Below are 12,554 nucleotides of genomic sequence, written 5' to 3'. Positions count from 1 at the left end.
TCGATGATTCACACGCGCTTGAAGTTGAAGTATTCAGGCTTCGCCCTGGATGTGGATGTGAAATTGCCGGGGCGCGGCGTCACCGCGCTGTTCGGTCACTCCGGCTCGGGCAAGACCACCTGCCTGCGTTGTATCGCCGGTCTGGAGCGCGCCGAACAGGGGTTTGTCCAGGTCAACGATGAAGTCTGGCAGGACAGCGAAAAGAACCTTTTCGTCCCACCGCACAAGCGTGCCATTGGTTATGTATTCCAGGAGGCCAGCCTGTTCCCGCATCTGTCGGTGCGGGCCAACCTGGAGTTCGGCCTCAAGCGCATCCCGAAGCCGCAGCGCCGGGTAGACCTGACGCATGCCACCCAGTTGCTGGGGATCAGCCATCTGCTCGATCGCCATCCACAACACCTGTCCGGCGGCGAACGCCAGCGTGTCGGCATCGCCCGCGCCCTGCTGACCAGCCCGCAACTGCTGCTGATGGACGAACCGCTGGCGGCGCTGGATGCGCAACGCAAAAACGAAATACTGCCGTATCTGCAGCGTTTGCACGATGATCTCGACATCCCGGTGCTGTACGTCAGCCATTCTCAGGATGAAGTGGCGCGGCTGGCCGACCATATCGTGCTGCTCAGCGAGGGCAAAGCCTTGGCCAGCGGTCCCATCGGCGACACCCTGGCCCGTCTCGACTTGCCGTTGGCCCAGGGCGATGACGCCGGCGTAGTGATCGAAGGCCAGGTCAGTGCCTATGACCGCGATTATCAACTGCTGACCCTGCAACTGCCCAACAGCGAGCTGAACATTCGTGTGGCCCACACACCGATGGCGGTCGGCCAGGCGCTGCGCGGCAAGGTGCAGGCGCGGGATGTCAGCCTGAGCCTGCATGGCAACGAACCCAGCAGCATCCTCAATCGCCTGCCGGTGACGGTGGTCAGTGAGCTGGGCGCGGAGAATGCCGCTCACGTCCTGATCCGTCTGGACGCCGCTGGCACGCCGCTGCTGGCGCGCATCACCCGTTACTCCCGTGATCAGTTGAATGTGCACCCCGGTCAGCAGCTCTGGGCGCAAATCAAGGCGGTGGCCGTGCTGGCGTAAATTCGCTGGCACGACGGCAACAAGCTGCGGTCAATGGCTGTAACGGCCCCTCTGATTCGCGCCCAAGGATTGTTGCCATGCCCGATTCCGCCCTGCCCGACGTGCTCCCCCCCGACCTGCATTATGTCGACGATGCCCAGCCCGGACTCACCCGCAGGAAGCTGCGCGGCAAGTTCTGCTATTTCGACGCCGCGGGCCAGCGCATCACCGACCCCGACGAAATCAAACGCATCAACGCCCTGGCCGTTCCGCCGGCCTATACCGATGTGTGGATCTGCGCCGACCCTCGTGGCCACCTGCAAGCCACCGGTCGCGATGCCCGGGGGCGCAAGCAGTACCGCTATCACCCACGCTGGCGGGAGGTGCGCGATGCCGACAAGTATTCGCGCTTGCGCGACTTCGGCCTCGCCCTGCCCAAGCTGCGTCGACAACTGGAAGCGCTGCTGGACGCACCGGGCTTCAGTCGCGACAAAGTCATGGCCACGGTCATCACCCTGCTCGATGCGACCTTGATTCGTGTGGGCAATACGCAGTATGCGCGCGACAACCGTTCCTATGGGCTGACCACCCTGCGCAACCGTCACGTCGAGGTCAATGGCTCGGCGATCCGTTTCCAGTTTCGCGGCAAGAGCGGCGTAGAACACCAGATCACGGTGAAGGACCGGCGCCTGGCGCGGATCATCAAGCGCTGCCAGGAAATTCCGGGGCAAAACCTGTTTCAGTACCTGGATGAAAACGGCGAGCGGCACAGCGTCACTTCGTCCGATGTCAACGCCTACCTGCAAAGCCTGACCGGCGCCGACTTTACCGCCAAGGATTACCGTACCTGGGCCGGCAGCGCCCTGGCACTGGCGGTGCTGCGTGAACTGCAGTGGGAGCCGGAGTCGGACGCCAAGCGCCATGTCGTAAACATGGTAAAGGAAGTGGCACGGCAACTGGGCAACACTCCGGCAGTGTGCCGCAAGTGCTACATCCACCCGGCGGTACTCGAGGGATTTCTGCTGGGGGCCTTGGCCGCATTGCCGCGACCCAGAACACGCAAGGGCCTGCGCGCCGAAGAAGTCGGGTTGGCAATGTACCTTGAGCAGATGATCGAGGCCAACCAACCGACGAACTGACCGCGCATTTTTTGCACGATCACGCAGGGCTTCTATAGTAGACCTGATAGAAATTCAGCTTCGGTGGGGCAATGGAAGACTTTTTCGTCGTCAAGCGCTGCAACAAGATCGTCATCCATGGCCGCCGAGCCGGGGAATCCGAACATCAATCCCCTGAGGCCGCTGTGTGGTACCGCATCGCCGATACTCGCACCAACGGCTTCATCGGTGACGGCTATGAATGCGAGGAAGACGCCCAGCGCATTTGCCGGCAACTCAATGCCCAATCACGCGTGACCGCCCGGCAAGGTTGAAGCCCGGGTCTATACTCAAATGGCTGAGGGACCAGCAACGGCAACAGCTCGCCTGAGGCGGGCTTTTTGATGCCATTTTTGCCAGGTTTCTTGAACGGAGGTTTGCCATGTCCGAAAAAGAGTCCATCACCACCCTGTTGACCTTGCTGGATTCACGCCAGGCCCGCTTGGCGGCGGCTTGCAAGGAAATCGCCGACTGGGTCGATCATCAAGGGGGGCACCCGACCGCCCTCAGGATTCGTGATCGCCTGAACGACATCGAGAAGGACACACCGCTGATTCGCAATACGCTGTCGGCGCTCAAGCCCGTCGATCGGCCACTGCCACGGTTCAGATGACGCAAGAACATTCTTTCTCGGGACGCCTGACGGTGACGCGTGGTTCGCCGACTTCCGTTGTGCCTGACCGTTTGTCGCCAAACACCGACCCGACCGGGTGTCGGGCTTTTTTTGCCTAGCGGTTTCACGCCGTATTCACATTGGCCTTCGTACAGTCAAATCACTCCTTTTTGAACCCTGACCCGCCCGCATGCGGGTCTTTTTTTGCCCACTAAAAATGCCTTCTTTCTGAACCGCGAGCATCAACGTCCAAGACGCGTTGGGCATCGCGACGGTGCGACAAGTTGACAGGCAAGAGAACGACGTTCGGCTGGAGCGATAACGGGTTTGCTCGGCTAGGATTGATAACGCATCCAGCCGGCGTCGACCTGTTGTGTGAACACCTGATCAAGGAGGAGCGATGACACGTATTCATGAAGCCGAGAAAACCTATCGCATGTGGTCCAGTCCGATCCTGCTGGAGCTCAAGGAACGCGAACATCAACTGGATCCCAGCGCCCGCCAGGCCTTACAGAATATTCTGGTGGAGAGACGCCTGGTGAACACGGGCAACCCTGCGGGCGTCGAGCGGCGTCAGGAATGGGGCAGCCAGCCATAGCGCAGCCGCCTGCGGCGGCAAAACTTAAGTATGGCAATGCGATACACATGGACGATGGTTCCGTGTCCTGCCTGGGCATAGTGTTCTCGTTCATCCGCCGCAAACGCGGCACCCAGACGAGAACGCTCACCATGACCGACGAAATCCAAGGAACCTCCCGCCGTGCCCTGATGAACGCTGGCCTGACGGTGGCCGCATTGGCAGTGGCCGTGCCTGCCCTGGCAGGTCAGCCGGGCAGGCCCACAGCGCCAGCCAGCCGATCAAACCATCAGGGTTCGGGCTACCTCACACTCAAGGACGGCACCCGTCTGTTCTACAAGGACTGGGGCACCGGCCAACCCATCGTTTTCCATCACGGCTGGCCGCTGTCCGGGGACGACTGGGATAACCAGATGCTGTTCTTCCTGAGCAAAGGCTTTCGCGTGATCGCCCATGACCGCCGTGGTCACGGCCGGTCCAGCCAGACCGCCACCGGCAACGACATGGACACCTACGCCGCCGACTTCGCCGAACTGGCAGCCCACCTCGACCTCAAGGGCGCCGTCCACATCGGCCACTCCACCGGTGGCGGCGAAGCAGCCCGCTACGTCGCACGCCATGGCGGCAATGGTCGCGTCGCCAAGGCCGTGCTGATCGGCGCCGTCCCGCCCATCATGCTGCAAACGGCAAAAAATCCCGGTGGCTTGCCCCTGAAAGTATTCGATGGTTTTCGCGAAGCACTCGCCGCCAACCGCGCGAACTTCTACCGAGACGTAGCGGCCGGCCCGTTCTATGGCTTCAACCGGCCAGGCGCCAAAGTCTCGCAACCCGTGATCGACAACTGGTGGCGCCAGGGTATGAACGGCGGTGCCAAGGCGCAATACGACTGCATCAAGGCCTTCTCCGAAACCGACTTCACCGAAGACCTGAAAATGATCCAGGTGCCCACCCTGGTGCTGCACGGGGAAGACGACCAGATCGTGCCCATCGAAGACTCCGCACGCCTGAGCATCAAACTGCTCAAGCATGGCACGCTGAAAACCTACCCTGGCCTGCCACACGGCATGTGCACGACGCACGCAGAGACGATCAATGCGGATTTGTTGGCATTTATCACGGGGTGACGGGTTGGCTCGCGAGTGTGCGGGCTGGAAACGAACAAGGGTTTGCAGTGGCTTTCGCCCGCAAACCCTTGATTTTGAGCGGTGCCCGAAGCCCTTACGAGCGAGGGGATTTTAAGTCCCAAGGGGAAATCAATCAGGCTGCACCTTCTGATAGGTTTTCTGGTCCGCAATCAGGAGCAAATCACGGCCACGAAGACCAATGTTTGCGCATGTAAGAAAATAATTGCGGACCGGAAAAATCCGCAGGGAGCAGCCAGTTTTCAAACACGCCCAACAAATTTCCGCGCTTCGGCTTATGCCGATAGTGCATATCGTCACTACTCCTTCCACGGCGTTCTGCCGACCGAACACCCCCCCCCAAACTGCTACGCTTTCCTCTATCCACGGAGGAATCCCAATGCCCAATTCTGATCTGCTCCCCACCCTGCTCTTCAAGATCAACGAAAACCAGCTCGCCCTGGAAGCGGCCATCATGGAGCTTTCGAACTGGGTCGAGGCCAGCGGCTCAGCCGATGTCGCTGACAACGTGCGCGGCGCCCTGGACACGATCGACAGGAATGAGGAGTTCATCAAACTGACACTGGCGGTTCTGATGACGCCAGAAGACGTGGGCTAGGCCCCAGCCAGTTCCTTCAGCCGGGCCTCGGTCGCGGCTTCGAAGATGACGTACATCTTTTCGATGGTCTCGGCATTCAATACCCGCCCGGCCTCAAGACCGAGCACGAACCCCTCCGCCCGGGCTCCAGCCTTCGCTGCGACCAGCATCGAGTCCGAGCGGGCGATCTGGGCAAGCAGCCTGTCAGCCTCGCGCTCAATCTTGTCACCCAGGGTCAAACCTTCCATTCCATTACCTTCACTACGACATCCAATACATCACCAGCAGAACCACTGAAACCCAGGCGACCGTCAACACAATCGAGTAGCCGATCAACTGCTTATCCATCAGTACCGCCTCTCCTACGTGAGGAGGGAGGATGGCCCTTGGGCGCCCAGCCACAAGACTGGCGAGCGGCCACCATGGTTGGCGCAATTCGTCGCCCTGCCCTCGCCCAATAGCCTCGCCTCGATTACTGTATATGCAAACAGTATCGATAAGGCTTCACCATGGACCCGCACGAAATCGAAGACACCAGCGACTGGCTCGGCTGTCCGACCGAACTTGAAACTTGCCGGCACTTCTTGCGCATTTATGAGAACGAAGTCTTGGAGCTGACGCTGCAGGCCCGCAAAGCACGCGAGGACGTTTTCGGCTTGGTGCAGATGCACGCCGAGGTCTGCAAGGAGAGAGACAAACTCAGGGCTGAACTGATCAAGGCTCGCTCCGACCTGGCGGACGCCAAGCGCAAGGCAACCGATATCGAAACGAAGACTGCCTGGGAGTTGATGGCCAATGGCAAACACATCAGCGAGCTGGCGGCACAGATCAAAATCCTCAAAGGTGAAGAGACATTTTCTGCTCCACTGCCGCGCCGCAGGGAAGGTTCCGAGATGTGAAGTCAGCCTCAAGGCTGGGTAATGAGCCCCGGCCCGTGGCTGATCAGCCGCAAGAATAGCCGTCAGCCATTAATCATTGGCAACGGCAGCGGTCTTTTACAGTTCGCTGTGAATCGCAGCCTTTTTCAAATTGGACCAATCAAAGACAAGAGCATTGGATCTAGACCCGATGCATCATTGTCTTTAGAGTCAATAAAACAAGCAACTTCATCAGCTTAGCCTATACAACCATCCACTACCGAGGAGTCCTCATGTCGCGCGAAAATTGGTTCGAAGTATCTCCTGGTGCAGCAAAAGCTATGACCGGTTTGCATCATTACGTGACCACGGGTACTGATCTACCGCCATCGATAATTCATCTGGTATTTCTTCGGGTATCGCAGCTCAACGGCTGTGCTTATTGCATCGATTTGCATTCCCGCGATCTCATCAAAGAGTACATGTCTGTAGACAAGGTGCTCATGGTGCCGGTCTGGCACGAAGCGGAATATTTGTTTTCCGATCAGGAGCGTGCTGCGTTGGCGTGGGCAGAAGAAGTTACCCGGGTCGGAGAAACTCACGTATCCGACGACGCATACGCTGCTGCATCCGCCGTATTTGCGCCCAAAGATCTAGTCGATCTGACCGCAACGATTGCCGCCATGAACGCATTCAACCGTATGGGTGTCACTTTCAGGTTGAAACCTGCAGCCAAGGCCTAACCCCTTCTCGAACGCAATCACGAGTGCCCGGCAACCCGCTCGCCAGTGGCACTCCCCCTCGATTACAGATCGAGAACAACTCCCAGCTATTCAAGTAAATCCCGCACGTAAGCCTGACAAGCCTTCAGCGCAATCACCGCCCGGTCGCCTTCATCGGTGATGCCGATAATTCGTTGAGCATGCGCTGGGTCAAGTTCGGCTCGTACTCCTGCATGAACCATGCTGCCGGCGACGGTGGCGGCAGGCACTGAACAGCCACCGGCTGAACCCTGGGCGAGGATGACTGACAGCCGTAGATCAGAAGTAGCAAGGCGATCGCGCAGGCGAGCCTGATTGGCTTGAGCATCGCTCAGTTCCTTGTGGTGGGTTTGGTCGCTGGCCGTCAGGCGCTGCTCGAGCGCGAGCCGCTTGTCCTGCTCGCTCTTCTGTGCGGCGGCGCCGACCATGGCCAGCTGATTGAGGGTGTCGGTGTGGGAGCGGGCCAGCTCGGCGAGCTGCCGCCCGTAGCGCCAGTCCTGCACCTGCCAGGTGCCGCCGGCGGCGATCAGCACGAGCAGCACTACGCCGGCCAGTGCAAGCTTCATCGAGGCCGGGCTCATGGCACGTCCTTGAAGAAGACGTGGCCGCCCAACTTGAGGGTCTGCGTCGCTTTCGCCGCCCAGGCTGGCGGCGTCTTCATGGCGAGCGCGTAATAGTGCGTAGCGCCGCTGGCTGGGTCCGGCACCTTGCCGTCAATAACCTGGTCAGCCACAACGCGGCACTGCGCCAGCTCGCGGAATGGGATCTGCTTCACGGCGATGAGGAACGGGTAGTTCGGATCGGTCTTGTTCCAGCAGCTGAACTGCCACGGTGCCTGGCACACGCCGGCGTAACCCTCGCCCCACCACGATTTCTCTTTTCCGTCGAACACGCGGTTGCGGATGGTCCAGGCCACAGCGACTTTCCCGGCCGACGATTCGCCGCGGGCTTCGCCCCAAATTGTGCGAGCGAGGACGTCGCGGTCCTTTTCGGTGATGGTCATGCTTTTCTCCAGGCGAAAAAATACCTGCCCGATGGCAGGTCTAATTCTATAAATCGCGGTCAAATACCAGTGACGTCAATCATCAAGATGTTGCAGTTAGGGTAATCAGCAGATTCCTCAACGGGCTGCCCACTGCTTTCTGTCGACACTACTGCCGAAAATCTTATATTGACAGATCCGTTCTGCGACGAAGTTGTTACAGCCTCAAATTGCGCTACGTCAATTCCGTTTGGAGGCTGTCCAATATAATCATGCGTGATTGCATAAGAAAGCTGTCCTTGCACTATGGCAACCGCTCGACCGGGAAAAGAATAAAATGCCGGCGGAGTGGCGTAGTTGCTACTTGAATATGATTGAAGAACTTTCATATATTTGTATCGAGAATCAAAAACAACTTTCTGCGTTATCCGATTCCTTACTATCAACCCCAGCTTCTGATTACCGATCGACATAGTCGATGGGTCGTCAAATAAAAACCACTGAATAGACGACCCATTGATGGCCCGAAACTGGCAATTTATTACGCCACTTCCTATGGACATTGTCCGTAAGAAGCACATGTTGGGACACAAAAAAGCGATGAGAGCCTTGCTTGACGCGACAACCTGTAAATTGGCGTAACCATATCCGTCAGGCTGGAAAACGACAGATAGCAGGCCTTTCTGCTTCAACGCGAGGTTGAAGAAATTGCCGTCTATCTGCAGTACCCCGCCTGAACCACGGACCCTAAGTCCTACGAGATCAGCCATCCTAATAGTATCCGTATGTTATTGTAACTGGTAGACGGCCCTTGTTGTTCGCGTACACCCACGAGATAGTGTTGGCGACTCTAGTTACCCGTGGCGTCTGTGCTTGAGCCTCAAACGCATCTTGCCCAGATACAGAGAAAAATATCTCTCCATATCCGGACGGTAGAGTAATTGAGCCGTTAGATCCATTAACGAAAATCTGGTTATCCACCCTTGATAGGCGGTCACTGATTTCAATAGTAACTTGCTGAGTGATTGGATCACGAACACGAAGGCCGACGATATCCGCCATTACGTCAAAACTCCAAGTTCAACAAGCGGAAGAGTCATACCATCAACATAGAGTCGCCAGTATGTGTTGCTCTGCGTTACGCGGTAGCCGTTGCCCATTCCGTTATTTTCCATGACACCGTTTTTGTTCATTGCCCAACCAGTCGCGCCCGCTACATAGTTATTTGACTGAATGACATTGCCAATTTTCGCATTGGTAATGGTGCCATCCTCAATAAACGCCGATTTGATGTAGGCGGTGTTGTTCTGGACCACGAACGGATAGAAGATCTCGGAAGCATTGGGATCAATGATCGCGAACCGGCTCGCCGCGATAAGCACCTGGCTGGTGATGATCCCTTCGTCGTTCTCCACGCCAATGCCGATGCCGGCCAGGTACGGTTTCCCGTCAACAGTGAGCTGGGTCTTGATGCTGTACATCGCCGCCAGCTCAGTTTTCACCTGCTCGATCAGCACCAGCGACCCGTCACCCGCCTCGATTTTGTCCAGCAGCAGCTGGCTCAGCTGAGTTTCAGTGATCTTGCCGTTCAGGTAATCCAGGATAGGGCCGGCGTCCGCAGACGATTGGCCGAAGACCGGCCCGAAGAACGCGCCGACGTTGCCGATCCGGTCCACCAGGCGGGCCCAGAAAAAGAACGTCTTCCCGGCCGCAAGGCCCATGACGGTGAGATCGGTTTGCGGATAGGCGTAGTCACCAAACTTGATGGCCTCGGCGATCTGGTTGGTTTCGCTGTACCAGATCTCCGTGCGCTGTAGGTCGGCGGTACTCACGTCCTGGGGAATGCCCCACTTGAGCTTGATACCGAACACGATCGATTCTGCTGTGAACGAAGACACCACCGGTGGCGGCGTGGTCTTCCCGTTCAGCACCGTCTCGACGGACGTCGCGAACACCGAGCCGATGTCGAGCGAGTTGATCGCCCGGACCTTGGCCACGTAGCGGCCGGCGTAGATCCCGCTCACGTCAACCGAAGTGGTGCCGGTGCGGCCCGCGAAGATCCAGTCGCCGTCGTTCTTGCGCCAGTACACTTCGAAGGCGATCGCGTTCGGTGGCCGATCCCATTCGATGGTCATCACACTGATAGAGCTGCCCTGATCAACGAAATGGTCATTGCTGACGGTCACGGTCGATGGTGGCTGTTGCACACTTGGCGGAATGACGGTGATCGGCGGCCGCTCAATCCGAGTGCCGTTGTCGATGGCGCCGTATTTGCTCGAGTTGTGCCGCACCGCGCTGATGGCGAACTTGATCTCCGAATCCGAGAATTCCTCGGCCACCGACATGACGCGAAACTGCTGGACTGCCAGGGTCGGCGAATCGATCGCCCACATCGAATGGCGCGGTGGCAGGTCGTCGAGATCTTCGGCCAGCACCACCTGCTGCACCTCGGCAGGAAAGCCCGTGGTGTCGAACGTGACATTGCCGTTGTCCCAGGTAATGCCGGTGCTATCCCAGGTCAGTGGGTAACCCACAGACTTGATCGCGCGCGACACTGCTTTGCCGTTGGGCATGATCAGCGTGATGGTGTCGCCCGGGAAGGCGGTCACATCGGCATCGAGCACCAGCGTGTCGAGCGTCGACGAGCGCAAGCGGCCACCAATACGGCGCCCTGCCCGGTCATTGTCGGCGATGCGAATGATCTGCCCGGGGCGCGCCAGCGTGCCGTCCAGGCCCACCGAGAAGCCGACACTTTCCGTCTCCAGGCGGTTGGTGAGTAGCGCCCACTTGCCGATGCGATGTGCCTGGGCCTGGGACGTGCAGCCGGTGGCCGTGATTTCGGTCTGCTGGATGCCGTAGCGGGTAATCCCGGCCTGGTCGTCGACGTACTCGACCTTCTGCCGGTAGAAGTCGGTCGGGTCGTTCCAGCTCACCAGGGCTACCGTGTAGCGAGTCTTCTTGGCCGACCCCGAGTAGTTAAACTTGCCGTCGATGACATTGGCGTTCGAGTAGGTGTAGACCGGGTCCTCGGGAATGTCGGCCACGGCCATGACCGAACCAGCCGCCCAGTACGCCATGCCCCGGAACGTGATGGCCAGATCCTGCAACACCTTCAGGGCATCCGCACGCACCGAGAGAAACAGGTTGCAGGTGAAACGCGGCTCCATGCCGCCCTTTCCGTCCGGCACCAACTGGTCACAGTACTGCCCGATGCGGTACAGCTCCCACTTGTCGACCTGGCTGGCGTTCAGCAGGTGGCCCAGGCCATACCGGAAGTGCAGGAGCAGGTCGTAGAAGATCCACGCAGGGTTATCGGTCCAGGCACTTTGGAAACCACCATCCCAGACGCCGGTGTAGGTTCGGGTCTCTGCGTCATAGTTGTTCGGCACCCGGATGATCCGGCCATACAGGTCAAACGACCTGGTGGGGATCGATTGGAACTGCGAAGCGTCGAATTGAAGCCCAACTAGTGCGGAGCCTGGGTACCGCAGCTTCGCGTCGATGATCTCGGTGATAGCGTCGATGTTGGTGGTGTCCGCGATCGCGCCACTTGTAGAGTTCGGGGTCAGTCGGACCACGCGCACGGTCCAGCCGCTGACAGCATCAGGCAGGTCTACGCGGTGCGAGCGCTCGTATTTGGTCGATGTCTTTCCACTGAGCGCCGAGGACAGGACGGTGATGAAAGGCCCGCCATCGGTTGAAAGGTCGATCCGGTAGGCGACGGTGTAGCCGTTGGTGTCGCCGTTTGTGGTGTTGGTCTGCGCCAGGCGCGGCGTGGACAACCGAATGCGGACGGCCGACAGTTGCACGTTGCTGACAGAACGCACCCAGGCCTGGGCCGAGGTCAGTTCCACTCCGATAGCTGTTTCATTCTCCACGGCCGGGAAGCCGGCGATGTGGGTCTGATCCTGGCTGCCGGTACGAGCATCGAGCGTCACGCCACTGAAGTTGATCCCGCCGTTTGCGTTCGCGAGCGGCGTTTCATCCAGGAACACCGACTGCATGCCGTTGGCCAGGCCACGGATTTCGCCTTCGCTGACCAAATCCAGAAGTCGCGCGTAGGCGGTGCTTTGCAGGCTGTCGGGCGCCTCAACAGACGGGCGCGGCTTCGACTCTCCGCCCTTGCGGCCGGTGATTGGGAGATCGGTCATGGCTTTCCTTCAGGCGAAAAAAAGCCCGCTCATGGCGGGCCGTCTGGCGGGGTTTGGGTTACATCTGGTCTTCGGAGTAGATCCCGGCGCTGATCACCGCGCTGCCGACGATCATCCGACCGTAGAGCAGCGGCACACAGCCGCCCTGAACGCTGGTGTTGACGGCGCCGTTGAATGAATAGCTGGGCCGGTTGTTTGGGCTGTCCTGCGTCCCCAGGCCCTTCGCCTGCGGGCTGAGCATTTGGATGGCGCCGCCGGCGAGCAGCGCGATCCCGACGGGCGCAGTCGGTGCACCGAAGAAGCTCGCGACAATCAGCACGGCACCAACAATGGTCTGGAGCAAACCGGCGCGCTTCGAGCCAGCGATGACAGGGACGATTCGAATCACGTCTTTCCCTGTAGGCTTTTCGATGTCGTCCTCGCCGAGATTTTCCTTTCCATTGAAGATTGCATACCGAAGCCCTTTGCTCGAGCTTTCCATCATGTGCTGCTCGAAGCCTGGAAACTGCTTGAAGTAACCCCTGATATCATTAAAGCCAGCGCCGGTGGTAAAGCGATGGCGTCGTCCGAACTTGCGAGCAAGCGAACCGGACAAAAGCACGGTCTGCATTTTTTCTGCCGGATGCGACATGGTTTCTCCTGGCGTAAAAAAACCGCCCGTAGGCGGTTTGAATG

At 58.9% G+C, this 12,554-nt stretch carries 15 protein-coding genes; 9 read left to right on the top strand and 6 right to left on the bottom strand.

From position 1 onward, the window contains the following. Positions 1 to 3 precede the first annotated feature (3 nt). The 7 genes from modC to AB4N33_RS04020 all read left to right on the top strand — a co-directional run bounded on the left by modC (position 4) and on the right by AB4N33_RS04020 (position 5,149). Entirely contained in the window at positions 4 to 1,083 is a 1,080-nt protein-coding gene (modC, locus tag AB4N33_RS04050; RefSeq protein ID WP_460123302.1) for a molybdenum ABC transporter ATP-binding protein, read from the top strand. Positions 1,084 to 1,160: 77 nt separating this feature from the next. Further along, positions 1,161 to 2,201 carry a DNA topoisomerase IB gene (locus AB4N33_RS04045; RefSeq protein WP_476456499.1) on the top strand — a complete coding sequence of 347 codons (1,041 nt, stop codon included), beginning with the start codon at positions 1,161 to 1,163 and terminating at the stop codon, positions 2,199 to 2,201. A 71-nt stretch (positions 2,202 to 2,272) separates the two neighbouring features. Then, complete coding sequence (locus AB4N33_RS04040; RefSeq protein ID WP_460141423.1) at positions 2,273 to 2,494, top strand: hypothetical protein; 222 nt, start codon at positions 2,273 to 2,275, stop codon at positions 2,492 to 2,494. Between the two features lie 107 nt (positions 2,495 to 2,601). Continuing rightward, on the top strand, positions 2,602 to 2,832 hold the full coding sequence (locus tag AB4N33_RS04035) for a hypothetical protein (RefSeq protein WP_460123294.1): 231 nt from the start codon (positions 2,602 to 2,604) through the stop codon (positions 2,830 to 2,832). A gap of 400 nt (positions 2,833 to 3,232) precedes the next feature. Continuing rightward, a complete protein-coding gene (locus AB4N33_RS04030) occupies positions 3,233 to 3,430 on the top strand; it encodes a hypothetical protein (RefSeq protein WP_460123292.1) in 198 nt (65 codons plus the stop codon). A 131-nt stretch (positions 3,431 to 3,561) separates the two neighbouring features. Then, on the top strand, positions 3,562 to 4,533 hold the full coding sequence (locus tag AB4N33_RS04025; protein ID WP_460142125.1) for an alpha/beta fold hydrolase: 972 nt from the start codon (positions 3,562 to 3,564) through the stop codon (positions 4,531 to 4,533). Between the two features lie 397 nt (positions 4,534 to 4,930). Beyond that, on the top strand, positions 4,931 to 5,149 hold the full coding sequence (locus AB4N33_RS04020; protein WP_192308468.1) for a hypothetical protein: 219 nt from the start codon (positions 4,931 to 4,933) through the stop codon (positions 5,147 to 5,149). Here AB4N33_RS04020 and AB4N33_RS04015 read toward each other — a convergent pair. Then, positions 5,146 to 5,376 carry a hypothetical protein gene (locus AB4N33_RS04015; RefSeq protein ID WP_192308467.1) on the bottom strand — a complete coding sequence of 77 codons (231 nt, stop codon included), beginning with the start codon at positions 5,374 to 5,376 and terminating at the stop codon, positions 5,146 to 5,148. The genes AB4N33_RS04020 and AB4N33_RS04015 overlap by 4 nt on opposite strands. Before the next feature lie 261 nt (positions 5,377 to 5,637). On the opposite strand from AB4N33_RS04015, the gene AB4N33_RS04010 reads away from it, so the two are divergent. Then, positions 5,638 to 6,027 (top strand): hypothetical protein, encoded by a 390-nt coding sequence (locus tag AB4N33_RS04010; protein ID WP_192308466.1) that lies wholly within the window; start codon positions 5,638 to 5,640, stop codon positions 6,025 to 6,027. A gap of 251 nt (positions 6,028 to 6,278) precedes the next feature. Further along, positions 6,279 to 6,728 (top strand): carboxymuconolactone decarboxylase family protein, encoded by a 450-nt coding sequence (locus AB4N33_RS04005; protein WP_192308465.1) that lies wholly within the window; start codon positions 6,279 to 6,281, stop codon positions 6,726 to 6,728. A gap of 86 nt (positions 6,729 to 6,814) precedes the next feature. On the opposite strand, the gene AB4N33_RS04000 is transcribed toward AB4N33_RS04005, so the two are convergent. From AB4N33_RS04000 to AB4N33_RS03980, 5 genes are all read right to left on the bottom strand, one after another. Then, on the bottom strand, positions 6,815 to 7,327 hold the full coding sequence (locus AB4N33_RS04000) for a lysis system i-spanin subunit Rz (protein ID WP_192308464.1): 513 nt from the start codon (positions 7,325 to 7,327) through the stop codon (positions 6,815 to 6,817). Continuing rightward, entirely contained in the window at positions 7,324 to 7,749 is a 426-nt protein-coding gene (locus tag AB4N33_RS03995) for a cell wall hydrolase (RefSeq protein WP_476456498.1), read from the bottom strand. The genes AB4N33_RS04000 and AB4N33_RS03995 overlap by 4 nt, the downstream gene beginning before the upstream one ends. Before the next feature lie 59 nt (positions 7,750 to 7,808). Further along, positions 7,809 to 8,498 carry a hypothetical protein gene (locus AB4N33_RS03990; RefSeq protein WP_476456497.1) on the bottom strand — a complete coding sequence of 230 codons (690 nt, stop codon included), beginning with the start codon at positions 8,496 to 8,498 and terminating at the stop codon, positions 7,809 to 7,811. Between the two features lie 291 nt (positions 8,499 to 8,789). After that, positions 8,790 to 11,879 carry a TipJ family phage tail tip protein gene (locus AB4N33_RS03985; protein ID WP_476456496.1) on the bottom strand — a complete coding sequence of 1,030 codons (3,090 nt, stop codon included), beginning with the start codon at positions 11,877 to 11,879 and terminating at the stop codon, positions 8,790 to 8,792. A gap of 58 nt (positions 11,880 to 11,937) precedes the next feature. Next, complete coding sequence (locus tag AB4N33_RS03980) at positions 11,938 to 12,510, bottom strand: tail assembly protein (RefSeq protein ID WP_476456495.1); 573 nt, start codon at positions 12,508 to 12,510, stop codon at positions 11,938 to 11,940. Positions 12,511 to 12,554 lie beyond the last annotated feature (44 nt).

Source organism: Pseudomonas sp. S1_E05, from assembly GCF_056337105.1.
Note: the sequence above shows the minus strand (reverse complement) of the source record. Positions and strands in the feature narration are given on the sequence as shown.

Bases quoted from the DNA above. Each gene is read 5' to 3' on its own strand.
- AB4N33_RS04025 (WP_460142125.1), top strand. From the start codon at position 3,562: ATGACCGACGAAATCCAAGGAACCTCCCGCCGTGCCCTGATGAACGCT.
- AB4N33_RS03985 (WP_476456496.1), bottom strand. From the start codon at position 11,879: ATGACCGATCTCCCAATCACCGGCCGCAAGGGCGGAGAGTCGAAGCCG.
- AB4N33_RS04035 (WP_460123294.1), top strand. From the start codon at position 2,602: ATGTCCGAAAAAGAGTCCATCACCACCCTGTTGACCTTGCTGGATTCA.
- AB4N33_RS04040 (WP_460141423.1), top strand. From the start codon at position 2,273: ATGGAAGACTTTTTCGTCGTCAAGCGCTGCAACAAGATCGTCATCCAT.
- AB4N33_RS04045 (WP_476456499.1), top strand. From the start codon at position 1,161: ATGCCCGATTCCGCCCTGCCCGACGTGCTCCCCCCCGACCTGCATTAT.
- AB4N33_RS04015 (WP_192308467.1), bottom strand. From the start codon at position 5,376: ATGGAAGGTTTGACCCTGGGTGACAAGATTGAGCGCGAGGCTGACAGG.
- AB4N33_RS04000 (WP_192308464.1), bottom strand. From the start codon at position 7,327: ATGAGCCCGGCCTCGATGAAGCTTGCACTGGCCGGCGTAGTGCTGCTC.
- AB4N33_RS04010 (WP_192308466.1), top strand. From the start codon at position 5,638: ATGGACCCGCACGAAATCGAAGACACCAGCGACTGGCTCGGCTGTCCG.
- AB4N33_RS03990 (WP_476456497.1), bottom strand. From the start codon at position 8,498: ATGGCTGATCTCGTAGGACTTAGGGTCCGTGGTTCAGGCGGGGTACTG.
- AB4N33_RS03995 (WP_476456498.1), bottom strand. From the start codon at position 7,749: ATGACCATCACCGAAAAGGACCGCGACGTCCTCGCTCGCACAATTTGG.
- AB4N33_RS04005 (WP_192308465.1), top strand. From the start codon at position 6,279: ATGTCGCGCGAAAATTGGTTCGAAGTATCTCCTGGTGCAGCAAAAGCT.
- AB4N33_RS04020 (WP_192308468.1), top strand. From the start codon at position 4,931: ATGCCCAATTCTGATCTGCTCCCCACCCTGCTCTTCAAGATCAACGAA.
- modC (WP_460123302.1), top strand. From the start codon at position 4: ATGATTCACACGCGCTTGAAGTTGAAGTATTCAGGCTTCGCCCTGGAT.
- AB4N33_RS04030 (WP_460123292.1), top strand. From the start codon at position 3,233: ATGACACGTATTCATGAAGCCGAGAAAACCTATCGCATGTGGTCCAGT.
- AB4N33_RS03980 (WP_476456495.1), bottom strand. From the start codon at position 12,510: ATGTCGCATCCGGCAGAAAAAATGCAGACCGTGCTTTTGTCCGGTTCG.